Consider the following 22648-nt stretch of genomic DNA (forward strand, 5'->3'; position numbering starts at 1 on the left):
TCCCCTGTCAGCGGTGCTTGGGTTTGAGGTAGCGCAGGCACAGCAGGGCGATGGCTATGCAAAACAGGGACACGACGAAACTGGCGGCCAGCGCGCGCGGCAGTTTCAAGTGTTTGAGGCCCTGATCGTAGGCGTAGTACAGCGCCGTGAAGGTCGAGTTCATCGGGCCGCCCTGGGTCAGCACGTCGACTTCCTGGTACGCCTTCAGAGCTGCCAGCACGGACAGGATGGAACACAGCATGATGGTCGGGCGCAGCATCGGCACGGTGATCTTCCAGAAGCGCTGCCAGCGGTTGGCGCCATCGAGCATGGCCGCTTCCTGCATGTCCGACGGTATCGACTGCAGCGCCGCCAGGTACATCACCATGTACCAGCCCAGGCCGCGCCACAGCGTGACGAACATGACGGCAAACAGGGCCAGGCTGTCGTTCGTCAGCCAGCCCACGGGCGCGTTCACCAGTTTCAGGGTCAGCATCACGTAATTGAGCGCGCCCTGTTCATGGAACATGAAGCCCCACATGATGCCGACCACGGACACGGTGGTCACCACGGGTACGTAGAAGGCGGCGCGGAACAAACGGATGCCGGGCAGGCGGTTGTTCACCAGCACGGCCAGCACGATGGCGCCCACTTGCACGAAGGGCACCATCAGCAAAAACATCAGTGAATTCTTCAGGCCCGAGACGAACATCTCGTTGTTGAAGATGTAGCGGAAGTTATCCAGGCCGACGAAGCGCGTCTCGCGTATCAGGCTGTAGTCGGTGAACGCCAGCACGGAGCCGTAGCCGACGGGCCAGAAGGAAAAGGCGGCCAGCAGCAGCAGGGCGGGGGCGAGAAACAGCCAGGCTTGCAGGGTGTGGCGGTGGGCGAGTTTCATGGATGTCCTCAGTGGCGCGGCAGGGTGGCCAGCTTGCGGTTCCAGATGGCGACGGCCTGGTCCAGCGCCTGTTTCACATCCTGCTTGCCCGTCACGCCCGCCTCGACGGCTTTGACCAGCGAGCGGCGCAATTCGTCGTAGTCGTCGATGCCGGCCACGTACAGGGTGCGCGAGTGGCCCATCGACAGGGCGCCGGCAGCTACCGCCTTTTCGGCCGCGCCCGCGTTTTGCGGCGTGGCGAGGAAAAACGGGTCGGCGGCCGCCTTGACGGTGGTGGGGAAGACGCTGGCCTGTTTGGCGAAGGCCAGCTGGTTGGCGTCGTTCGTCAGGAAGCGCGCGAACTTGCCCACGGACGGCAGCAGGCGCGCCGGCACGCCTTTCGGAATGGCGAAGTGCACCAGCCAGCCGCCGTCGGCGATGCCTGTGGGGCCCAGCGGCGCGGGCGCCACGTCGGTGATGGCGTAGATGTCTTTCGCATCGCTGCGGATGCGCTGCATGGCCGTGGGCGGCGCCAGCAGCATGCCCAGGCGGCCGCCCTTGTAGGCGTCGATCACGGCCGGGAAATTGTCTTCGGCGAACAGGCTTTCTTTCAACAGGCCGCCCACCTTGTAGGTGTCGGCCAGCTTTTGCACCAGCGCCACGTGCTGCGATGAATTGAAGACGGCGCGGTTGTAGGTAATCACAGACAGGCCCTGCTGCATGAACAGGCCGTCGATTTTCGACAGGGCCGGGGCGATGCCTGCCTTGCCCGTGCGTTGCGCGATCTGGCGTGCGAACGCCAGCTGTTCATCGAGGCTGGCGGGGCCGCGCGTGAGGCCCGCCTGCTTGAAAATGGCGGTATTGAAGGCGATCACCGCGACATTGCTGTACATGGGGAAACCGTAGGTGCGGCCCTTGAAACGCAAGTCGTCCAGGGCGCTGGGAATGTAGCTGGCGCGCGCCTCCGCAATCAAGCCATCGACGGGCGTGAGCAAGCCGTCGCGGGCAAATTCGTCGGCCCAGGGCACGTTCAGGCTGACCAGTGCGGGCGGCGTGCCGGCCACGATGCGCGTGACCAGCTTGGTCTGGATGACGTCCCAGGGAAAGTCTATCCATTCGATCTTGACGTCGGGATTCTGCGCCTCATAGCGCGCCACCACCGCATTGAAATACGGCGTGAACTTGGGCTTCATGCTGAAGGTCCAGAATTCGATTTTCTCGGCAGCCCATGCCTGTGGCGCGAGCAGGCTCGCGCAGGCAACAACCGCCAATAGTCTCTTGTTCGTCATGTTTATCCTGGAGCGCAAAGCTCCAATGTCTATGAGTCTGCGGCGCGGGTACATGCCCTTGCCGTCGCTTATATTCGGGTGCTTCTGCCGGCAGCTGCGCCCCGTGCCGGGGGCGCAGCTGCCGAATATTGCTTGAATACTGCTTAATTTGTCTTCGTGACCTTGCTCAAATGGCGCGGCGCATCCGGATCCATGCCGCGCGCGGCCGACAGTTTGGCCGCCATCACATAGAAAGACTGGATGGCAACGATCGGGTCGAGGTCCGGCGTGGCCGCCACGGGCAGGGTCAGGTCGCGCTCGGCCACGTCGGCGGGGGCCGCCAGCAAGACCTTGGCGCCGCGGCCGCGCATTTCCGTCGCCAACTGCAGCAGGCCGGCCTGGGTCGGGCCGCGCGTGGCAAAAATGAGCAGCGGGTAGCCGTCTTCGATCAGGGCCATCGGACCATGCTTGATTTCGGCGCCGCTGAAGGCTTCCGCCTGCAGGGCCGAGGTTTCCTTGAATTTCAAGGCCGATTCCAGCGCCACGGGGAAGCTGATGCCGCGGCCCACGACCATAATGTTGCGCGCCGGCGCCAGCACGTCGATCGCCGGCGACCAGTCGACGCGGGTCGCTTCGAGCAGCGCCTCAGGCAGCGCTTCCAGGCCCGCCTGCAGCTCGGGATCGTTCTGCCACTGGGCTACCATGCGTGCGCCGGCGACCAGGCTGGTAATGAAGCTCTTGGTGGCGGCGACGCTTTGTTCCTTGCCGGCGCGCAGGGGCATGGCCCACTCGGCGGCGTGCGCCAGCGGCGAATCGATGTCGTTGACCAGGGCCACGGTGGTGGCGCCGCCGTCGCGGAAGTAGCGGATCGGCTCGACCACGTCCGGGCTCTGGCCCGATTGCGAAATCGAGATGGCCAGCGTATCGCGCGTCACCAGCGGCGATTTGTTCAGGGTCACCAGCGACATCGGCAGGGACGCGACGACACGGCCCAGGCGCGCCATGATCAGGTAAGCGACGTAGTTGCAGGCGTGATCCGAGCTGCCGCGCGCGATGGTCAGCGCGGTCGAGAACGAGGTGCTCCTCAATTTGCGGCCCAGTTCCGCGTACCGTTCCGTATCGCTGGCCAGTTGCAGGGCGACGCATTCGGCGGCGGAAATGGCTTCTTTAAGCATCATTGAGGTCACAGATTTCTCCTTCTATATACACAGCTTTGAGTTTGAGATCGCGATCGAGTACCACCAGATCGGCGTAAGTGCCGGGGGCCAGCCGGCCACGTTCTTCCAGGCCCAGGTAATCGGCGGCGTTGGTCGACACGCGCTTGGACGCGTCGGCCAGGTCCAGTCCCAGTCCTACCAGGTTGCGCAGCGCTTGGTCCAGGGTCAGGGTGCTGCCCGCCAGGGTGCCGTCGGGCAGGCGCACGCCGCCCATGCATTTCTGCACGGCGTGGCGGCCCAGCATGTATTCGCCGTCCGGCATGCCGGTGGCGGCGGTCGAATCGGTGACGCAGTACAGGCGCGGGATGGCGCGCAGGGCCACCTTGATGGCGCCCGGATGCACGTGCAGCAGGTCGGGTATCAGTTCGGCGTATTCGGCGTGCGCCAGGGCGGCGCCGACCATGCCCGGCTCGCGGTGATGCAGGCCGCTCATGGCGTTGAACAGGTGCGTAAAGCCCATGGCGCCATGCTCCAGCGCGGCCACGCCGTCTTCATAGGAACCGAGCGTGTGGCCGATCTGCACGCGCACGCCGGCATCGGCCAGCGTGCGCACCAGTTCCAGGTGGCCGGCGATTTCCGGCGCCACGGTGATGACGCGCAGCTTGGCCAGGGTTTGCAGGCGTTCGATTTCGGCCAGCGTGGCGGCGCGCGCGTAGTTGGGCTGCGCCCCGAGCTTGCCGGAATTGATGTACGGGCCTTCCAGGTGGGCGCCCAGCACGCGCGCCGTGTTCGGACGGCGGTGGTTGGCGGCAATGCCGATGGCCGTCAGGGCCATGTCGATATCTTCCGGCGGCGCCGTCATGGTGGTGGCCAGCAGGCTGGTGGTGCCGTGGCGCGCATGTATGGCCGCGATGGTGTAGACGGCGTCGCCGCCTTCCATGATGTCCTTGCCGGCGCCGCCATGCACGTGCAGGTCGATAAAACCGGGCAAAATATAATCGTCGCCATTGGTCGACGGGTGGAGGGAATTGCCCGTGATGCTGTCGACCCGCTCGCCGAAGGCGATGGCGCCGTGGATCCAGCCGCCGGGGGTAAGGATATTGCCTTTGATAGTGCTGCTCATCTGCGCGACTCCGCTACGAATTCATAATAATCACTGCGGCAATACGAGTGGGTCAGTTCCACCGCTGCGCCGTTGTCGAGATAACTGACACGGGTGATGTGCAGCATGGCTTCACCCGTCTTGATATTGGCCAGCTTGGCCTGTTCCGCCGTGGCGTTGACGGCGCGGATATGCTGCAGCGCGCGCATCGGGATGGTGCCGCGCGACTCCAGATAGCCGTACAGCGAATCGGTCACCTGCTGCGGGTCCGGCATATACAGCGCGGGGATGGTGGTGGTCTCAATCGCCATCACCACGTCGTCGGCCGTGCGCAAACGGCGCAGGCGCGCCACCGGCATGTGCGGCGACAGGCCCAGCGACAGCAGTTCCAGCGGCGCGGCCGCGCCGATATCGCGCTGCAGCCAGCGCGAGCCGGCCGTGAAGCCCCGCTGGCGCAATTCTTCCGAAAAGCTCGTCAGGCGCGACAGCGGCTGCTCCAGCTTGGGCGTGATGTAGGTACCCGAGCCGCGCCTGCGCGTCAGCATGCCCCGGTCGCACAGCATGTCGATGGCTTTGCGCGCCGTGACGCGCGAGATTTCCAGGATATCTGACAGCACGCGCTCGGAAGGCAAGGCCTGGTTGGCGCGCCAGTCGCCGCTGGCGATGCCGTCCGACAGCATGTTCGCCAGTTGCATGTAGAGCGGCGTGTCGCTGGCCGGATTGGGTTTGAAGGCAGACAGTTTGGCCAGCATGGTCATTGCTCCTGCAAGTGCTTGCGTATCAGGCGCAGGCCGCCTGCGGCCGAGTCGCCCTGTGCCGGCACGACCAGTTGCAACAGTGTCGCCGGCAGGTAGGCCGACAACGGCGCCGCCAGGCCGCCGCACAGGGCCACGGGCAAGGTGCCGGCCGGGTCGAGGGCCTTGGCGATGAGGGCGATCTGCTGGCCCGCATCGACCAGGATGGTGCGCGCCACTACATTGGTGGCCGCGTGTTCGAGCACCAGCCGCGCCAGTTGCGCGAAAGTGGTCTGGCTGGCGGCCGCCAGCCATACTTGCATGGCGTTGCGCTGGCCGCCGCAGGCGTCGATGACGGCCGTGGCGAAGGCACTGCCGGGCACGCGCCCGTCGACCACCTGCTGCGCGTGGTTGATGGCGCGCATGCCGATCCAGGCGCCGCCCGCTTCGTCGCCGGAAGGGAAGCCCCAGCCGCCCACTTCGTGACGGCTGCCGTCCGCGTGCAGCACTTCGCCCACGCTGCCGGTACCGATGGCGACGATGACGCCCGGCTGGCCGGCATGCGCGCCCAGCAGGGTGGTCAGGGCATCCGATTCGAGTGCGACGGCAGCATAGCCGGGATTGTGTTCGACGAAGCTGGCGGCCCACTGCTTGTTGTGCACGCCGGCCAGGCCCAGGCCGATGGCCATGCGCTGCAGCGATGGCTGTTCCAGGCCGGCGGCGCGAAAGGCCAGGGTGACGGCATGGGCCACGGAGGTCCAGGCCCGTTCGATGCCCAGTCCCAGGCCGGAAGGGCCGCTTTGTCCCTGCGCCAGTTCTTGGCCATCGAGGCGCGCCAGGCGCACGCGGGTGCCGCTTCCCCCGCCGTCGACGCCGATTATGTATTCGATCATGTTGTGCAGTCCCGCATATGGTTGATTGCGCCTGTCTCGTATTTTTTGTCGGGCGACGAAAAAGCTGAAGGCACTATATTGTCGCCTCGATGGCTTGTCAACAGGTATTTAAGTGGTATTATAAATTGCCTTGCGCGATGCAGCGTCATGCCCGAAGGAGTGACTGCAAGTATTTGTTAATAAAGGTTTTTTTCTGTATGCTGAATGGTATTGAAATTGGCCTTATTTAATGCCAATTTTTCACGAGTGGTCTGTGCCGCGCACTGTTGTATTGCTTGTATGCATGCTTGGCAAGGGACGCCATGAAGAGTAAAGTCCGCCTTTTACACCTGAGTTGGAAGAGCATGATGAACGACAAGGCAGCAAAGAGCGAGTACTGGGACGACTGGCAGCAAGAGGCGCTGGCCGCTGGCGTGTCGGCACCGCTGGCCGCGCTGGGCATGGAAATGATGCGCACGCACCGCAAGAACCGCTGGCCGAAGGATTTCCTGGGCCGCGAAAGCGATGGCCCGGTCATGATTGAAATGTGCCTGGAAGATGAAGCGGAAACGGAATTGTTCTTTATCGAGAACCTGTATCCCTACGATGCAGCGCTGATCGAAAAGACGCGCCGCCGCCTGTGCCTGCACTAGGCAGACACGCGCGCGTGAGGGGAACGGCCGCCTTGTGCGGCCGTTTTTACGTCATTGGCTGGAATTTTTCGTTGCGCGCGCGTGCGTGCATGCGCAGGCTCAGCAGACCGACGGCGATCAGCAGCAGCGAATGCGTGCTTGGTTCATATGGCGTGGGTATGCGCAGGGCCGCCTGCGGAGGCGGGAAAATGGCCAGGCGTACGGCCAGTGTGGCCGGTATCGCCTGGTACGCGGCGTAGCGGCCAGGCGGCGTGTCTGCCGCCTGCGTGTTGCCGGCGGCCCATAGCGACAGGGCCGCGCCCAGCAAGATCATCTTTTTCATCATGTTGTGAATTTCTGCCGAGGGCTGAGCGTTGATACCCATGGGCGCGCAGCGTGCCGGCCCATGTCCTGTCCCCAGTGTGTATGCTTGCCTCCAGTGCTGGTGATACCGCACTGAATGATATATTTTTATAAATTAAGTGTATTAAAGCATAATAAAATCAAAATGCCTACGTCTTTTTGCAAATAAGCGCATGCGCTGCGTGCGCTAGGCGGCCGGACACTATTGCAGGTGGGAAATGACGTGGCATTTTCATGGGGGAGTGTCATAATAGCCCAGGCATTTTCGCCCAGGTATGGAGTAAATGATGAGCAAGGCACAGGACAGCAAGAAGGAAGCCAAGAAGGAACCGGCCAAGAGCATGAAGGAAAAGAAGGAAGCCAAGAAGGTCAAGAAAGAAGAACGCAAGCGCTAATCATGCGCTTGCGCCGTTCATTGACGCGCCCGTGGCGTGCGCCGGCCCTGCTGGCGGCGTTCGCCCTGTTGGCCTTTGGTGTACCCGTGTCCGGCGTGCTGGCGCAGCAAAAGGCAGCGCCGTCCACGTTCGGGCAAGTGGTGGGCAATGCCGTGCTGTGCATCGACCAGATCGACAACAAGGCCTTCTATGCCTATTTGCTGACGGCCTTCGGCCCCGCCTACAAGCATGAAGGGGGCGCCTACTGGTTCCGCGCAGACGCTAGCCTGTGGGGCGCGCCGATTACCGACGTGATCGTCAGCGACGATACCAGTCCCCTCGTCTTCATGGGCGTGGTGGCGGACGCGACCCCGGAAAAGCTGGAGCCGGCCATCCGCAGCGCCTCGGGCCTGCGTTTCAATAAGCTCGACAATTCCGCCTTTCCTGTCCGTGGTTCCGTGCCTGGCAGTAAAATCGTCTACTTCCGTAGCAAGGCGAAAGTGTATTGCGCCAAATACAAGCCGTTGCCGCCCGCCCGCACCCGATGAGGGTACCGGCTTGCCGCCGCGCATTTTGATCGTTTTATCCGCAGGGTCTCCATGTACACGCATTATTTCCAGCTCAAGCAATCGCCGTTCTCGATCGCCCCCGATCCGCGCTACCTGTTCATGAGCGAACGCCACCGCGAAGCGCTGGCGCACTTGCTGTATGGCGTGGGCAGCGGCGGCGGCTTCGTGCTGTTGACGGGAGAAATCGGCGCCGGCAAGACCACCGTGTGCCGCTGCTTCATGGAGCAGATTCCGGAAAACTGCCAACTGGCGTATATCTTCAATCCGAAACTGTCCGTCGAAGAATTGCTGCTGTCCATTTGCGAGGAATTCCGCATCGCCTTGGCGCCCGGCGTGGCCAGCGTGAAAGGCTATGTCGACGCCATCAATGCACATCTGCTGGCCAGCCATGCACAGGGCAAGAACAATGTGCTGATCATTGATGAAGCGCAAAACCTGTCCGCCGCCGTGCTGGAACAGCTGCGCTTGCTGACCAACCTGGAGACGAGCGAGCGCAAGCTGCTGCAGATCATCCTGATCGGCCAGCCGGAATTGCGCGCCATGCTGGCCCGGCCCGAGCTGGAGCAACTGGCGCAGCGCGTGATTGCTCGCTATCACCTGGGCTCGCTGACGGCCGAGGAAACCGCCAGCTATATCCGCCACCGCCTGGCCGTGGCAGGCAGCACGGCGCAGACGCCGTTCGCGCCCCGGCTGATGGCGCAGATCCATGCCTTGAGCCACGGCGTGCCGCGCCGCATCAACCTGCTATGCGACCGCGCGCTGCTGGGCGCCTATGTGGAAAACCAGCCGCAGGTGACGCGCCAGATACTGCGCCGTGCCGCCGAGGAAGTGTTTGCGGAAGAGGGGAAGCCGATTGCCGGACGGGGCCTGCGCTGGCCGCACGTCGCGGCCGGCGTGCTGGCCGGCGCCGTGGTCACGGCCGCGCTGGCCTGGCATTTCTTACCGCACGCCAGCGTGCTTGTACCGGCGCTCACTGCACCGGCACCGGCCTTGGCCGCGTTACCGGCGGCGTCTGCAGCGGTGGCCTCGTCCGCGTCCGCGTCCGCGCCCGCGCTCGCCAGCGTGCCGGACCGCAACGCCGTGCTGCACCAGCTGGCTGCCCTGTGGGGCGAACAGTTGCCGCCCGGCGATGCTTGCCAGGCGGGTGCGCGCGCCGGCCTGCGCTGCCTGCACAGCCGGGGTGGCATTGCCGAACTGCGCGTGCTGGACCGTCCCGCCATGCTGGCCTTGCGCGATGTGCAAGGGGCGGAACAGCAGGCGCTGCTGACGCGGCTGCAGGGCGAGACTGCCACGCTGATACTGGACGGTAAGCCTCAAAGCCTGCCGCTGGCCCAGCTGGCGCAGCGCAGCGATGGCAGTTTTACTACCTTTTGGCGCGCCCAGCGCGCTTGGCGCGACGAGGTGCCGCTGGGTGCCCGCGGCGCCGACGTGGACTGGCTGGCGCAGCGCCTGGCGCAACAGCGGGGCATGCCGGCCCCGGCCGCTAATTTGCCGCTCGATGCCGAGATGCAAGCCCAGCTGCGCGCTTTCCAGCAGAGCCAGAACTTGCGCGCCGATGGCCTGGCGGGACCAAAAACCTACATACGCCTGATGCAACTGGGTGACAACGCGGAGCCGCGCCTGAGCAGTGCAGCTCCTGCCGTGGCAGCGCCCGCTGCGACGGCGATGGTGGCGGGGAAATAAGATGTCCTACATACTTGAAGCACTGAAAAAATCGCAGGCCGAGCGCCAACTGGGCGAGTTGCCTTCGATCCACGCACCGCAAGTGCAACTGCACGATGGCGCAGCGTCCTCTGCTGCACGGCGCGCGCCCGTCTGGCTGGCGCTGGGCGGCGTGAGCGTGGCCGTGGTTGTTGCGCTGCTGCTGTGGCAGCCTTGGCAGGCGACCGCTCCTGCTGCCGCTCCTGTCGTCCCTGTTGTACTGGCCCAGGCCGTGCCCGCACCGTTGCCCGTGGCTGCCCCGCCAGCAGTACCCGCGCCGGCGCCTGTGCCGCTGGCTGCCCCGTCCGTGCCGCCAGCGGCCACCGCCGCGCCCGCGCACCATGCCAGGCCCGTGGCGGAACCGAAGCAGGAGACGCCCGGCCAGGCTGCGCCGCCACCCGTTGTGGCCCCGATGCCTGCAGCACCGCCCGCGCCCACGCCTGGCGCCGAGGAAAGCGTGCCCGGCATGCGCGACTTGCCCGAGCCGATACAGCGGCAAATCCCGCCGGTCGCCATCGGCGGCTATATTTATTCGAAGAATCCGGCCGAGCGCCTGTTGCTGATCGACAAGGTCTTGCGCCATGAAGGCGAGGAGCTGGCGCCCGGCCTGGTGCTGGAAAAGTTGCAGCCGAAGGCGGCCATCTTCAGCTTCAAGGGCTACCGCTACCGCGTGCCGTATTGAGTTGTTGCGCATCAAGGCCGGGCCGCCATCGCTGAACCATACTGGCCTGGCCTGGTCGAACCAGGGTCGCTGCGCCCGTGTGCGCGGCCGGGGAGTTCCCATGATTGCTGCCGCAACTGCTGGTGAGGGTGCGCTTGATACGGATGCGCCGGAAAATCTGGCGCGCATCGACCATATCGTCGTGCTGATGATGGAAAACCGCTCGTTCGACCACATGCTCGGCTACCTGAGCCTGGAAGGCGGGCGCGCCGACATCGACGGCTTGCAGGCCAGCCATGCCAACGTGCACGCGGGCGTGGCCTACCCCGTGCACCATTTGCGGCGCACGGTCTTCGGCCCGCAGCAAGACCCGTCGCATACGGGCCTGTCGGTGGCGCAGCAATTGCAAAACAATAACGGCGGCTTCATCGACGACTATGCGCAAACGCATCCGGGCGACCCCGACATCGATCTGGTGATGGGTTACTACAACGGCGCCGACTTGCCCATGTATGATTTCCTGGCGCAGCAGTTTTGCGTCTGCGACCGCTGCTACAGCTCCGTGCCTGGCGCCACCTGGCCCAACCGCCTGTATGCGATCAGCGGCAAGGCGGCCGGCAGCAAGGACAGCAAGCGCGTGCCCCAGTATGCAAACAAGTCCTTCGTGCGCCACCTCGAGCATGCCATGGTCAGCTGGAAATTTTATTCCGCCTGGAAACCCTGGAGCTTGGCGCTGACGGACGACCATTACCGCTCGTCCGAGTTTTACGAGCCTTTCGGCTCCAGCGCACGCCGCTATGGCTTCATCGGCGATGCGCTGGCGGGCACCTTGCCCTCGGTCAGCTGGATCGATCCGCATTTCTTTGACAACGACGACCATCCGCCGGCTGATATCCGCGCCGGCCAGGCACTGGTGGCGCAGGTCTACCAGGCGCTGTCGCGCGGACCGGCCTGGGCGCGCACCTTGTTGATCCTCAGTTATGACGAACACGGCGGCTTTTTCGACCATGTGCCGCCGCCCGCCGCTGTGGATGACGAGCCCGCGTTTCGCCAGTACGGCGTGCGCGTGCCCATGTTGCTGGTGTCGCCGCTGATCGCGCCGGGCAGCGTCAGCCACCAAGTGCTCGACCACACGTCCATCATCAAGACCATCTTGCAGCGTTTTTGCCGCGCCGCCGATGGCGCCTTGCCCCAGATGGGCGCGCGCGTGGCAGCCGCCAGCGGCCTGGGCACCGTGCTGACGCTGGCGCAGCCCCGCGCGGCGCCCGCCGTGCCCGCCGTGGTCCTGGCGCAGCGCGCCGCATGGGAAGCGGATGTGCGGGTGCAAGACTTCGCCCCGTTGGCGTCTGCCTGCCAGCCTGATGGCGCGCTGGCCGCCGCTGCCGCCGTACCCTTCCAGTCCGATGCAGAGGCGGGCGCGATCGCCGCCCATCGGCAATTGGCGCGCACGGCCAGGAATGCGCAGGCGGTAAATAGTCGAACGGCGAGTAAAACGGCGGGCACGACAGCGCCGAAGCCGGCGGGCCGTCGCCGACGGCAGGGTGGCAAGCCGGCGCCCTTTGGCAACCGGACTGGCGGAAAATCCGCAGGCGCTTGATCTGGGCGATGAGGTGGACAATGAGGTGGGCCATGAGATGGGCAATGAGGTGGACAATGAGGTGGGCAGTGCGCGTCGCCGGCGCCAGGCGCTGGTGCCGGTGGGGCTGCGTATAATCACTCCTTCTCAATCAAGGAGTGACCATGCACGATGCGATGCCCGCCCACCCGGTACTGGGTGTGATCGGCCGTTCCGGTAGCGGCAAGACGACCCTGCTGGAATTTGTGGTGAAGGAATTGGCGGCGCGCGGCTTGCGCGTCAACTTGGTCAAGCACAGCCACCATGACCTGGCGCTGGAGCCGCCGCAAAAGGACAGCGCCCGCCTGCGTCTGGCGGGGGCGGCGGAAGTGTTGGTGGCGTCGCCGTATCGCTTTGCCATCGTGCATGAGCTGCGCGGCGCGCCCGAGCCGAGCCTGGCGCAGCAATTGTCCCGTATGGGGCCGGCAGACCTGACCTTGGTGGAGGGCTTCAAGACGGACCCCATCCCCAAGCTGGAAGTGTTCCGCCCGGAAGTGGGGCAGGCGCCCCTATATCCGCATGACCCGCAGGTGATCGCCGTCGCCTCGGACAGCCCGGCGCCGGACGATTTGCGCGAGGGCGTGCAATGGCTGGACTTGAATGCGCGCGAGCAAGTGCTGGCCTGGCTGCTGCACAGACTGGAAAAATAAGCTAAAGGTTTGCCGCGGCCATCCGTTAATACTGGTAGAACCTCATTGGAGAAACGTATGGACGTCGGAAGCATTGCTCAACTGTCAACTACGATGGCGGAGACAGGCACGCGGCAAGCCGTCGGTTTGGCTGTCCTTAAAAAAGCCCAGGATATTCAGAGTTCGACTGCCACTGCCTTGCTGGCAGCCCTGCCGCCAGTACAGTCGGCGCCGAGTCTGCCGGCTCACCTCGGTAATCGCATCAACACGACTGCCTGAGCGCAGTCCCGCGGCGCCAGTCTGGCGCTCGCCATCGCCATACCCACACCACCGTCATCGACGGTGGAGAGTGGGTGTTTTGTCTGTTTTCCTGCCTTCCTTTCCTTCCCCTGATAAGTTGATTAACTGACCATGGTTCGCCATGGCACGGCCGATTCAGTAAAATGACGTCCATCACCTCGCGTTGCCCATGGCGCAGCCCGGGGCGTGCCGTCAGGACTTACCGATTACTTTGACCCATGCAAGAGGATTCCCCATGAACAAACGTCAAGCGCTCATCGCCGCCGCCCTCGCGGGCATCTGTGCCGGCACCACTGTCAACGCGGCCGCGCACGATGGTCCCGCCCCCGGCGACAAGGAAAAATGCTACGGCGTCGCCAAGGCCGGGCAGAACGATTGCGCTTCGTCCGATGGCGCGCATTCCTGCGCGGGCCAGGCCGAGGCGGACAATCTGCCCACGGAATGGACCTATGTTGCCAAGGGCACGTGCGAACAGGCAGGCGGCTCCGTCAAGCCCATCAAGGCCGGCAAGGCCGCCAAACCGGCCACGCAGCCGTAAGCGTCCGCAGCCTGTTCATGCCGCCGCCAGTCCCAGTGCTTGCCGGTGCCGGCGTCGGCTTGCGCGCCGCGCACTACCGCGACTTCCTGGCGCGCCGGCCCAAGGTGGGCTGGCTGGAAGTGCATACCGAAAATTATCTGCAGCCGTCGGGCTGGGATAGTCATGTGTTGCAGACCTTGCGCCAGGATTACCCGCTCAGCTTGCATGGCGTAGGCCTGGGCCTGGGTTCTGCGCGCGGCTTTTCCGAGGCCCATTTGCAGCGCGTGCGCGCCGTGGTCGAGCGCACCGAGCCGGCCCTCGTGTCGGAACACCTGTGCTGGGGCGCCGTGGCGCAACGGCAACTCAATGATCTGTTGCCGCTGGCCTTGAATGGCGCCGCCCTGGATGTGCTGTGCGCCAGAGTGGGGCGGGTGCAGGAGGTGCTGAAAAGGCCGATCTTGCTGGAGAATGTCTCCACTTACCTGCGCTTTGCCGACGATGCCATGAGCGAGGCGCAATTCCTGGCGGAGCTGGCGCGCCGCAGCGGCTGCGGGCTGCTGCTCGATATCAATAACCTGTATGTGAACCAGTGCAACCACGATGAAGATGCTCTGCTTGCCCTGCACAGTATCGCGCCGGGCAGCGTGGGCGAGTTGCACCTGGGCGGCCATTTGCGGACGCCGCACGCCGTGATCGACCACCATGGCGCCGCCGTCGCTGATCCTGTCTGGGACTTGTATGCGGCCGCCTTGCTGCGCTTCGGCGCCATTCCCACCCTGGTCGAATGGGATACGGATATACCGCCGCTGAATATCCTGTTGGGCGAGGCGGACAAGGCGCAGGCCATGCTGGCGCGCCATGCGCCGCAGGTACCATGGCAGGGAGCGCTACTGGCGCCGCCGCCGGCTGCTCCTGCCGCTTCTGCCGCTTCCGCCGATACGCTGGCGGCCGGACAGCAAGCGTTTGCCACGGCCTTGTTTGATACTGTAGCAGCCCTGCCATCGTTTGCAGGAGAGGCGGTGCCGCAGCGTTTTTCACTGTACCGCGGCAACTTGAGCGCCACCTGGTGCCGCGTCTTGGGCCAGGCCTATCCCGTCGTGCTGGCGCTGGTGGGCGAGGATTTCTTTGGCGGCCTGGCGCGTGCGTACGGCCGCCGGCATCCGTCAGATAGCGCCGATTTGAACCAGTTTGGCGCCCGTTTCGCCGATTTTCTCGCTGCGTTCCCGCCCGTGAACGAGTTACCCTACCTGCCGGACATGGCGCGCCTGGAATGGGACGTGCACCTGGCCCATTACGCGGCCGATGCGCGGGGCCTGGCGCCCGAGTCGCTGGCAGCCTTGCATCCCGATCAACTGGAAGTGCGCCGTCTTGCCTTGCATCCCGCTTGCGCCTTGCTGGCATCGAACTGGCAAGTGGCGGCCTTGTGGCAGGCGCATCAAGAGGGGGATGGGCAGAGTGAAGGGCAGGCGATGTTTCCGCACGATATGCAGGTGGCGAGCTGGGCGCTTGTATGCCGGCCGTGCTGGAAGGCGCAGGTGCTGCTAGTGGATGCGGCGGCGCATGCGGCCTTGCTGGTCTTGCAGCAGGGCCAGACGTTTGGCGCCGCGCTCGATGCGGCGTTCGAGCTGGACCCGGCATTCGACCTGGCCGCACACTTGCGCCAGTGGCTGGCGCATGCGGTGCTGGCGGCGTGACGCTTTATTCGAAGGCCCGCAGCAGGCGCGCTTCGCCCGTCTGATCGCGGTACAGGGCATTCGCGGCCAGGGTGGCGTCCATCATGCGCGTGACTTGCTCCTCTTCGAAGCGGGCGAGTTCGACAGTGGCCGCGACCAGGGCCAGTTCCAGCCTGGCGCGCGCGCTCTGGTACAGGCTGCTGGTGTATTTGTCTGTGTTACGCAGCAATTCTTCCGCGTTTTCTATCACCTGGCGCAAGTCGCCGATCAGGCGTTCCTGGCTGCGCGTACCTTGTTCGGGATGGTCCATGGCGCTTCCCTTCTGCAATCGATATTTATCTGACAATAACGACGTGTTTGCAGCTTGATCCAGGCAGCCGGATGGCAGGAGTGCTGGCTGGGCGCATGGGGCTGCTTTCGCGCCCCATGCAGGGGTCAGACCGGGGCGACGACCGTGATACGGATATCGCCCACGCTGACGACCTGGCCGGCGCGGATCTTGGCGGTCTTGCGCAATTCCTTCTTGCCATCGACCTTCACCACGCCGCTATCGACCATGACCTTGCCTGCGCCACCGCTGTCGCACAGGCCGACCAGCTTCAATAGCTGGTTCAGCTCGACGAACTCGGATGTTAAATCAAAGCTTACTTTTTGCATTGTATCCCTTATTGCAACGATGTGTTTTAAACACTTAATGACGACCTCAACTAATCATAGTTTACCTGAAGCCGCCAGCGATGCAGGGTGGAAGTCAGCTTTTGTTGGGCCGCGTCATCTCCAATGGCACGATCCATGCACTGAATTGCTCTTCCGTCACAAAGCCCAAGGTCAGCGCCGCTTCCTTCAAGGTCGTGCCTTCGTGCTGCGCCTGCTTGGCGATTTGCGCCGCCTTGTCATAGCCGATATGCGGCGCCAGCGCCGTGACCAGCATCAGCGAGCGTTCCATCAGTTCGGCGATGCGACCACGGTTCGGCGCGATGCCGTGCGCGCAATGCGCGTCGAAGCTGCGCATGCCGTCGCCCAGCAGGCGCGCGCTTTGCAGGAAGTTGTGCGCGATCAGGGGCTTGAAGACGTTCAGCTCGAAATTGCCCGAAGCGCCACCCACCGTGATGGCGACGTCGTTGCCGAACACCTGACAGCACAGCATGGTCAGCGCTTCGCACTGGGTCGGATTGACCTTGCCCGGCATGATGGAGCTGCCCGGCTCGTTTTCGGGGATAGTGATTTCACCGAGGCCGGAACGGGGGCCGGACGCCATCCAGCGCACGTCGTTGGCGATCTTCATCAGGGCCGTGGCCAGGGTTTTCAGCGCGCCATGGGCGGCCACCAGCGCATCGTGGGCGGCCAGGGCGGCAAACTTGTTGCTGGCCGTCTCGAATGGTTGGCCCGTCAGGCGCGCCAGTTCAAAGGCGATGCGGCCGGCAAATTCCACGTGGGCATTCAAGCCTGTGCCCACGGCCGTGCCACCGGCGGCCAGTTGCAGCAGCGGCGGCAACGATGCCGTGATGATGTGCTCGGCAAAGTCCAGCTGCGCCACATAGCCGGAAAATTCCTGCCCCAGGGTCAAGGGCGTGGCGTCCTGCAAATGCGTGCGACCGATCTTGACGATGTCGGCAAATTCCGTGGCCTTGGCGTCGAGCGTGGCGCGCAGCTGGCGCAGCGGCGGCAAGACTGTATTGGCGACGGCCAGGGCGGCCGCCACATGGATGGCGGTAGGAAAGATGTCGTTCGAGGACTGGCCCAGGTTGACGTCGTCGTTCGGGTGCAGCAGGCGCTCGGCGCCGCGCAAGCCGCCGATCAGCTCGGAACCACGGTTGGCCAGCACTTCATTCATGTTCATATTGCTTTGCGTGCCAGAGCCCGTCTGCCAGACGGCCAGCGGGAATTCTGCGTCATGCTTGCCGGCCAACACTTCGTCGGCCGCTTGCGTGATGGCGATGGCTTTCTTGCCATCTAATAGACCCAGGTCCAGGTTGACGTGGGCGGCCGCGCGCTTGACAGTGGCCAGGGCGGCGATCAGTTCGGGCGGCATCTTTTCCGTGGAGATATGGAAGTGCTCAAGCGAGCGCTGCGTTTGCGCTCCCCACAGCCGGTCGGCGGGTACGTCGATCGGGCCGAAACTGTCGCGTTCGATTCTGCTACTCATGGCATCCCTTTCATCGATGGAGGTGTAACGAGTGTACTCCAGGCGTTAAAAAGGCACAGGATGATGCTGTATTGCATCATTTTTGCCATGGCCCATCTATATTTTTGCGATTTCCTGCCGTTAAAGACAGGCGAGTTCCCCTTATTTATATTGTTATCAAAGCGATTAGTCCATGCAAAGCAGCATTGTTCCCCGTTGGTCCCTGAGCGCGTGCGCCGTCGCCAGTCTGGCCTTGTCGCCCGTCATGGCGGCAGAACTGGGCGAGATGGCGGTGCTGTCGCACGTGGGCCAGCCCTTGCTGGCCGAGATCGAACTGACGGCCCTGGCGCCCGAGGAAGCCAGCGGCGTGGCCGTGCGCCTGGCCTCGCCCGACGTGTACCGCGGCGGCGGCATCGGCATGGATCCGGCCCTGCAAACCTTGACGATCACCCCGCTGGAACGGGGTGGGCGGCACTATGTGCGCGTGACCACCCGGCAAGCGATCCAGGCAGGTCATGTGCATTTGTATTTGTTGTTGGGCAATGGCAGTGGCGGCATCGTGCGCCTCGGTACGCTGTGGCTGACGCCGGCACCGCCCGTCTCCGTCGCCGCCGTCGCCGCCGCCAGTGCGCCAGTCAGGCCAGCTATACCGGCGACTGTGCCTGTGCCGCTGGTGCAGCCACTGCCGCAGCCGCGCGCTGCGCCCGGCGCAACGCCGCCCGATGCCGCCGCGCTGGCGGCCCGCGCGCGCGCCGAGGGCCTGGTGCGTCCGGCGCGCGTGTTTGTGCCGCCGCCCGCCGCGCCCATGCCGGCTGCTCTTGTGTTGCGTCCGCCGCCGTTGCGCCGCGCCATGGCGCCCGTGGCCGCTTGCGCGCCGCAAGCGGATGCTGGGCAGGCGGAAGCGTGCGTGGCGCTGGACCAAAAAAACGCGGCCCTGAATGAAAAACTCGGTGAATTGGAGGGCAAGATCGGCGTCTTGCAAAAGGCGCTGGCGCTGCCCGCCGCTGCGACCGCTGCCGTTCCCCTTGCCGCAGCGTCTGCCGTGGCGGAGGCGCCCCATGCCAAGCCCAAGCCCCTGCATGGGGTGCCAGCGGCTGACAAGGAAAAGAAAGCGGGCGGCAACGGCTTGCTGTGGCTGGGTGTTGCCACCTTGGCCTTCCTGTTGCTGACGGCGCTTATCGTGTATATCGTGCGCAAGCGCAAGCAAGCTGCGGGGTCGGGCGCGCCGTCGAAATACTGGGTCTTGCTGCGCAAGCCGTTCGGCCGCAAGAAGAAGGATGTGCCGGTGCTGACGGAAGCGCTGGAGGAGGAAGCGGCCGAGCCGGAATCGGAGCCGTTCTCGCGTTAGCGCTGCGGCAAGGCCGCGCTCAAATTTGATATAAAAAAAGATATTCAAAAAATACAGAAGGTGATTGTCTAGCGTATTGCCTATTTTTCAAAGATGGTGATATGATTACTCAGTGGACTTGCTCTACGACAAAACAGTCCCAGCCTGTCGCAGTCACCAACGATAGTGTGGCGCGGCAAACAGGTGTAGCGTTGCATAAACGCCTGGGCCTGGAAGCGGTTTGCGATGCCGACGATGTGCTCGTGAACGCCGGATGCAACCGGCAGCGAGGCGGCGCCAGGAGATACCTGGGGTTCGCCTTCCAAATTCCCCCTCCTTGCTTCTTGAGCGCCGCAGATGCCGCGCTCCCTGACACGGCGGCAGATGTAAAAAAAGCACCCTCGGGTGCTGTTTCTGGCGCTGCAAGCTTGCTTATTGAGTTACATGCGGGCGCGTGCGCCTGGCATGGCATTCGACAGCTGCGTCATCCACGGTTCTGTAATCGCGCGGATTTCGCGGTCATTGGCCAGGATTTGCTTGAGCAAATCGATCTTGCGCAGGCGCGAGGCGCCGGCCAGGGCAGGTACGCTGCCCGTCATGGTCGTGCTGGCGACGCTGGCGCACTGGTTTTCCAGAGTATCCAAGCCATCCCAGTCGCTCGAACGTGCGGCCACAACCATTTTATTGGTCATTCCTGCAATATTTTCATACATCGAGAGAACGTCGTTGGAGGTCATGAGCACACCCGTAACTAGTGAATGGATTACTGCTTGTCTAGATTAACGGCGTGCTGATCGGGAACTTGAGGGCGTTTTTGAAAAAAAGTGAAAATAATTTAGATGATTGCTTGTATGCCGCCAGAATCGCCTGCCAAGCCGCATGCCCGCTGGCGTCGCGGTGACAGGGGAGCGTGTTGCGGCGCCTCAAAACGCGTTATGATTTTGCACACTACTGTCGTCACTTTGCCTGAAAGGATCACCATGCGCGTTGTCACTGCTGCCGCTTCCTCTTTCCCTGCTCCCTGGCGCAAGCGCGCCATGGCGCTGGCCCTGTCCGGCATCGCGCTGGCCAGCGGCGCCGTCCACGCGCATGACCAGGAGGCGGTCGCCAGTCCTGCTGCCGTGATGGCGGCGCCCACGGCTGCCTCTGCCTTACCCGGCGACGACTTCTATGACTACGTGAATGGCGACTGGCTGCGCAGCACGGACATCCCCGCCGACCGCAGCAGCTGGGGCTCGTTCGCCATGCTTGCCAACGCGACCAACGAGCGCATCATCAGCCTCGTCGAAGGCTTGGCGGTGGCGCCACAGGCGGATGCATCGGCACGCCAGGTCAGCGATTTTTACCGATCCTGGATGGATGAAGCGGCTATCGAAGCGAAAGGCTGGGCGCCGCTCAAGCCCTTGTTGAGCAAGATCAATGGCATCCGCGACCAGGCGGGATTGGCCCGCGCGCTGGGCGAGAGCTTGCGCGCCGATGTCGACCCGCTCAATGCCACCAATTTTTATACGGAAAACCTGTTCGGCCTGTGGGTGGCGCAAGACTTGAACGACACCACGCGCAATGTGGCTTATCTGCTGCAGGGCGGCCTGGGCTTGCCCGACCGCGCCTTTTACCAGGGAGACAGCGCGCGCATGCAGGGCTTGCGCACGGGCTACCAGACGCATATCGCCGCCATGCTCAAGCAGGCCGGCTACAGCGATGCGCCGGCCCGCGCCGCGCGCGTATTTGCGCTGGAGCAGCAGATTGCCGCCAGTCACGCCAGCCGCGAGGATTCGGCCGATGTCGCCAAGGGCAACAACGCGTGGCGCGCCGCCGACTTTGCCAGCAAGGCGCCAGGCCTGGAGTGGAAAGCCTTCTTCCAGGCGGCAGGGCTGGGCCAGCAGACGGATTTCATCGTCTGGCATCCGACGGCCATGACGGGTAGCGCCGCGCTGGTGGCGAGCGTGCCGCTGGCGACGTGGAAAGATTTCCTGGCCTTCCACGCGATCAACCATTTCAGCACCACCTTGCCGAAGGCGGCCGCCGACCAGCGCTTTGCCTTCTATGGCAGCGCCCTGAGCGGCACGCCGCAGCAGTCGCTGCGCAGCAAGCGCGCGCTGGCTGCGACGAATGCGGCCCTCAGCGACGCCGTCGGCAAGCTGTACGTGGAGCGCTATTTCCCGCCGGAATCGAAAGCCCGCGTGCAGGACATGGTAACGAATATCGTTGCCGCCTTCTCGCGCCGCATCGACAAGCTGGACTGGATGGCGCCGGCCACCAAGGCGCAGGCTCAGGAAAAACTCAAGACCTTGTACGTGGGCGTGGGCTATCCGGAACGCTGGGCCAGCTATGCGGGCTTGCGCGTGGTGCGCGGCGACGCGCTGGGCAATGTGCAGCGGGCGGAGCAGTTTCATTACCGGCAGGAACTGGCCAAGCTGAGCCAATCCCCTGACCGCAAGGCCTGGGCCATGCCGGCGCAGCTGGTCAACGCCGTCAACCTGCCGCTGCAAAATGCGCTGAACTTCCCCGCCGCCATCTTGCAGCCGCCGTTTTTCGATCCGCAAGTATCCGATGCGGCCAATTATGGCGGCATCGGCGCCACCATCGGCCATGAGATCAGCCATAGCTTCGATGACCAGGGCGCGCAGTTCGATGCCCAGGGCAAGCTGCGCGACTGGTGGACGCCGGCCGACCTGGCGCACTTTCAGACGGCATCAAAACAATTGGTGGCGCAGTTCGCGGCTTATAAACCGTTCCCCGACCTGGCCGTGAATGGCCAGCTGACCCTCAGCGAAAACCTGGCCGACCTGGCCGGCGTGGCGGCCGCGCATGACGCATTCACCCTGTCGCAGCAGGGCAAGCCGGCGCAGCCAGTCGCGGACCGCGATTTCTTCAGGGGCTACGGCGTCAGCTGGCGCAGCACGGCGCGCGAAGCGGCGGCGCGCCAGCAAATCCTCACGGATGGCCATGCGCCGGCGCAATACCGTGCCGCCACCGTGCGCAACCTCGACGCCTGGTACCCGGCCTTCGACGTCCAGCCGGGGCAGCAGCTGTACCTGGCGCCGGAACAGCGCGTACGCGTCTGGTAAGCGTGCTGACGTTGCCGGCCGGGGAGCCGGTCGGCAGCGTAAAATGCGCCCATCGATGACAGGAGCGCCATGAAGCCGACCCCACCGCAAGATCCGCAAGACCCCATCCACGCGATCACCGGGCGCACCCTGGCCCATTACGACGCCAGCGCCGAGCAATTTTTCGAGGGCACGCGCGATCACGACGTCAGCCAGAATATCGCCGCGCTGCTGCAGGCCATCGGCAAGCCGGCGCCGTTGGCGATCCTCGACCTGGGTTGCGGCCCGGGCCGCGATCTGAAAGCGTTCACGGCCATGGGGCACCACGCCACGGGCGTCGATGGCTGCCCCCGTTTCGTCGAGATGGCGCGCGCCTACAGCGGTTGCACCGTGTGGCAGCAGGATTTTGTCGACCTCGATCTTCCCACCGCGCATTTCGATGGCGTGTTCGCCAATGCCGTGCTGTTCCATGTGCCCAGCGCCGTCTTGCCCGGCGTGTTGCGTGCATTGCACGCGTGCCTGAAGGAGGGCGGCGTGCTGTTCAGCTCGAACCCGCGCGGCCATAACCAGGAGGGCTGGAATGGCGCGCGCTACGGCAGCTACCACGACGAAGCGACGTGGGCAGCGTATGTGCAGGCGGCCGGTTTTACCCTGGTCGAGCAGTACTACCGTCCGCCTGGTTTGCCGCGCGAACAGCAGCCGTGGCTGGCGACCGTCTGGCGTAAAGCTGCATGACCATGGAGTTGACGGACATTGGGTATGTGTTAGCAAGCGTACAGAGTTTTTGTTAGCTCAAGCGTAGTATGAACCTATCGACACGCAGCAAGCACAGCAAGAAGCTTGTGGCAGTGTGTGAGCCGCAGTACCGGCCTTTCATGGCCGGACTACAGAGGTACCAACTACGTGAGGATATCATCATGAACAAAGATCAAGTCGAAGGTAAACTGAAGGAAGTCGGCGGTAAAATCCAGGAAGCCGCTGGCAAAGTCGTCGGCAGCGAAGAACAGCAAGCCAAGGGCCTGGCAAACCAGGTCGAAGGCAAAGTGCAAAAGAAAGTTGGCGATGTGAAAGATGCAGTCGAGACCATCACGCGCAAGCCATAATTTTTGCTGCAGCATAAAAA

At 64.0% G+C, this 22648-nt stretch carries 25 protein-coding genes; 13 read left to right on the top strand and 12 right to left on the bottom strand.

Going from position 1 to position 22648, the window contains the following annotated elements; all coding sequences use genetic code 11:
* Window positions 1-7: 7 nt before the first annotated feature.
* The 6 genes from ACP7DE_RS13910 to ACP7DE_RS13935 all read right to left on the bottom strand — a co-directional run bounded on the left by ACP7DE_RS13910 (window position 8) and on the right by ACP7DE_RS13935 (window position 6010).
* Window positions 8-877 (bottom strand): carbohydrate ABC transporter permease, encoded by an 870-nt coding sequence (locus tag ACP7DE_RS13910; RefSeq protein WP_426072656.1) that lies wholly within the window; start codon window positions 875-877, stop codon window positions 8-10.
* A gap of 8 nt (window positions 878-885) precedes the next feature.
* Window positions 886-2145 carry an ABC transporter substrate-binding protein gene (locus tag ACP7DE_RS13915; protein ID WP_426072657.1) on the bottom strand — a complete coding sequence of 420 codons (1260 nt, stop codon included), beginning with the start codon at window positions 2143-2145 and terminating at the stop codon, window positions 886-888.
* A 143-nt stretch (window positions 2146-2288) separates the two neighbouring features.
* On the bottom strand, window positions 2289-3302 hold the full coding sequence (locus ACP7DE_RS13920) for an SIS domain-containing protein (protein WP_102296295.1): 1014 nt from the start codon (window positions 3300-3302) through the stop codon (window positions 2289-2291).
* Window positions 3292-4404, bottom strand: coding sequence for an N-acetylglucosamine-6-phosphate deacetylase (nagA, locus tag ACP7DE_RS13925; RefSeq protein WP_426072658.1), 1113 nt, complete (start codon window positions 4402-4404; stop codon window positions 3292-3294). Before nagA ends, ACP7DE_RS13920 begins: the two co-directional genes overlap by 11 nt.
* Window positions 4401-5135 (bottom strand): GntR family transcriptional regulator, encoded by a 735-nt coding sequence (locus tag ACP7DE_RS13930; protein ID WP_426072659.1) that lies wholly within the window; start codon window positions 5133-5135, stop codon window positions 4401-4403. Before ACP7DE_RS13930 ends, nagA begins: the two co-directional genes overlap by 4 nt.
* 2 nt (window positions 5136-5137) lie before the next feature.
* On the bottom strand, window positions 5138-6010 hold the full coding sequence (locus tag ACP7DE_RS13935) for a BadF/BadG/BcrA/BcrD ATPase family protein (protein ID WP_426072660.1): 873 nt from the start codon (window positions 6008-6010) through the stop codon (window positions 5138-5140).
* A 344-nt stretch (window positions 6011-6354) separates the two neighbouring features.
* On the opposite strand from ACP7DE_RS13935, the gene ACP7DE_RS13940 reads away from it, so the two are divergent.
* Entirely contained in the window at window positions 6355-6642 is a 288-nt protein-coding gene (locus tag ACP7DE_RS13940; protein ID WP_034759823.1) for a hypothetical protein, read from the top strand.
* Window positions 6643-6688: 46 nt separating this feature from the next.
* Here ACP7DE_RS13940 and ACP7DE_RS13945 read toward each other — a convergent pair whose 3' ends face one another.
* A complete protein-coding gene (locus ACP7DE_RS13945; RefSeq protein ID WP_426072661.1) occupies window positions 6689-6967 on the bottom strand; it encodes a hypothetical protein in 279 nt (92 codons plus the stop codon).
* A gap of 414 nt (window positions 6968-7381) precedes the next feature.
* On the opposite strand from ACP7DE_RS13945, the gene ACP7DE_RS13950 reads away from it, so the two are divergent.
* The 8 genes from ACP7DE_RS13950 to ACP7DE_RS13985 all read left to right on the top strand — a co-directional run bounded on the left by ACP7DE_RS13950 (window position 7382) and on the right by ACP7DE_RS13985 (window position 15044).
* Window positions 7382-7906, top strand: a complete 525-nt coding sequence (locus ACP7DE_RS13950) for a hypothetical protein (RefSeq protein WP_426072662.1) — start codon at window positions 7382-7384, stop codon at window positions 7904-7906.
* A 51-nt stretch (window positions 7907-7957) separates the two neighbouring features.
* On the top strand, window positions 7958-9610 hold the full coding sequence (locus ACP7DE_RS13955; protein WP_426072663.1) for an AAA family ATPase: 1653 nt from the start codon (window positions 7958-7960) through the stop codon (window positions 9608-9610).
* Window position 9611: 1 nt separating this feature from the next.
* Window positions 9612-10310, top strand: coding sequence for a general secretion pathway protein GspB (locus ACP7DE_RS13960; RefSeq protein ID WP_426072664.1), 699 nt, complete (start codon window positions 9612-9614; stop codon window positions 10308-10310).
* Window positions 10311-10410: 100 nt separating this feature from the next.
* Entirely contained in the window at window positions 10411-11886 is a 1476-nt protein-coding gene (locus ACP7DE_RS13965) for an alkaline phosphatase family protein (RefSeq protein ID WP_426072665.1), read from the top strand.
* A gap of 143 nt (window positions 11887-12029) precedes the next feature.
* The gene (gene mobB, locus ACP7DE_RS13970) at window positions 12030-12554 is read left to right on the top strand and encodes a molybdopterin-guanine dinucleotide biosynthesis protein B (protein ID WP_426072666.1); all 525 of its coding nucleotides are present in this window, start codon (window positions 12030-12032) and stop codon (window positions 12552-12554) included.
* A gap of 57 nt (window positions 12555-12611) precedes the next feature.
* Complete coding sequence (locus tag ACP7DE_RS13975) at window positions 12612-12812, top strand: putative motility protein (RefSeq protein ID WP_131690122.1); 201 nt, start codon at window positions 12612-12614, stop codon at window positions 12810-12812.
* A 256-nt stretch (window positions 12813-13068) separates the two neighbouring features.
* Window positions 13069-13371, top strand: a complete 303-nt coding sequence (locus ACP7DE_RS13980) for a BufA1 family periplasmic bufferin-type metallophore (RefSeq protein ID WP_131690123.1) — start codon at window positions 13069-13071, stop codon at window positions 13369-13371.
* A 17-nt stretch (window positions 13372-13388) separates the two neighbouring features.
* Window positions 13389-15044 (top strand): DUF692 family multinuclear iron-containing protein, encoded by a 1656-nt coding sequence (locus tag ACP7DE_RS13985; protein ID WP_426072667.1) that lies wholly within the window; start codon window positions 13389-13391, stop codon window positions 15042-15044.
* A 4-nt stretch (window positions 15045-15048) separates the two neighbouring features.
* Here the strand turns inward: ACP7DE_RS13985 and ACP7DE_RS13990 are convergent, their stop codons facing one another.
* The 3 genes from ACP7DE_RS13990 to fumC form a co-directional block, all read right to left on the bottom strand.
* Window positions 15049-15333, bottom strand: a complete 285-nt coding sequence (locus ACP7DE_RS13990) for a hypothetical protein (protein ID WP_426072668.1) — start codon at window positions 15331-15333, stop codon at window positions 15049-15051.
* A 125-nt stretch (window positions 15334-15458) separates the two neighbouring features.
* Window positions 15459-15680, bottom strand: a complete 222-nt coding sequence (locus ACP7DE_RS13995; RefSeq protein WP_035825476.1) for an RNA-binding S4 domain-containing protein — start codon at window positions 15678-15680, stop codon at window positions 15459-15461.
* 94 nt (window positions 15681-15774) lie between these two features.
* Window positions 15775-17169 carry a class II fumarate hydratase gene (fumC, locus tag ACP7DE_RS14000; protein WP_426072669.1) on the bottom strand — a complete coding sequence of 465 codons (1395 nt, stop codon included), beginning with the start codon at window positions 17167-17169 and terminating at the stop codon, window positions 15775-15777.
* 172 nt (window positions 17170-17341) lie between these two features.
* Here fumC and ACP7DE_RS14005 point away from each other — a divergent pair, with 172 nt between their 5' ends.
* On the top strand, window positions 17342-18496 hold the full coding sequence (locus tag ACP7DE_RS14005) for a type IV pilus assembly protein FimV (RefSeq protein WP_426072670.1): 1155 nt from the start codon (window positions 17342-17344) through the stop codon (window positions 18494-18496).
* A gap of 80 nt (window positions 18497-18576) precedes the next feature.
* Here ACP7DE_RS14005 and ACP7DE_RS14010 read toward each other — a convergent pair whose 3' ends face one another.
* A complete protein-coding gene (locus ACP7DE_RS14010; protein WP_426072671.1) occupies window positions 18577-18801 on the bottom strand; it encodes a hypothetical protein in 225 nt (74 codons plus the stop codon).
* A gap of 114 nt (window positions 18802-18915) precedes the next feature.
* Window positions 18916-19167: a flagellar protein FliT gene (locus ACP7DE_RS14015; RefSeq protein ID WP_426072672.1), complete on the bottom strand. Its 252-nt coding sequence runs from the start codon at window positions 19165-19167 to the stop codon at window positions 18916-18918.
* Between the two features lie 288 nt (window positions 19168-19455).
* Here ACP7DE_RS14015 and ACP7DE_RS14020 point away from each other — a divergent pair, with 288 nt between their 5' ends.
* The 3 genes from ACP7DE_RS14020 (at window position 19456) to ACP7DE_RS14030 (ending at window position 22628) form a co-directional block, all read left to right on the top strand.
* Window positions 19456-21546, top strand: a complete 2091-nt coding sequence (locus ACP7DE_RS14020; RefSeq protein ID WP_426072673.1) for a M13 family metallopeptidase — start codon at window positions 19456-19458, stop codon at window positions 21544-21546.
* A 69-nt stretch (window positions 21547-21615) separates the two neighbouring features.
* The gene (locus ACP7DE_RS14025; RefSeq protein WP_426072674.1) at window positions 21616-22260 is read left to right on the top strand and encodes a class I SAM-dependent methyltransferase; all 645 of its coding nucleotides are present in this window, start codon (window positions 21616-21618) and stop codon (window positions 22258-22260) included.
* A 182-nt stretch (window positions 22261-22442) separates the two neighbouring features.
* Window positions 22443-22628, top strand: a complete 186-nt coding sequence (locus tag ACP7DE_RS14030) for a CsbD family protein (protein ID WP_116743435.1) — start codon at window positions 22443-22445, stop codon at window positions 22626-22628.
* Window positions 22629-22648 lie beyond the last annotated feature (20 nt).

This window comes from Janthinobacterium sp. DSP2-3-3, assembly GCF_049897325.1.
GTDB lineage: Bacteria > Pseudomonadota > Gammaproteobacteria > Burkholderiales > Burkholderiaceae_D > Janthinobacterium.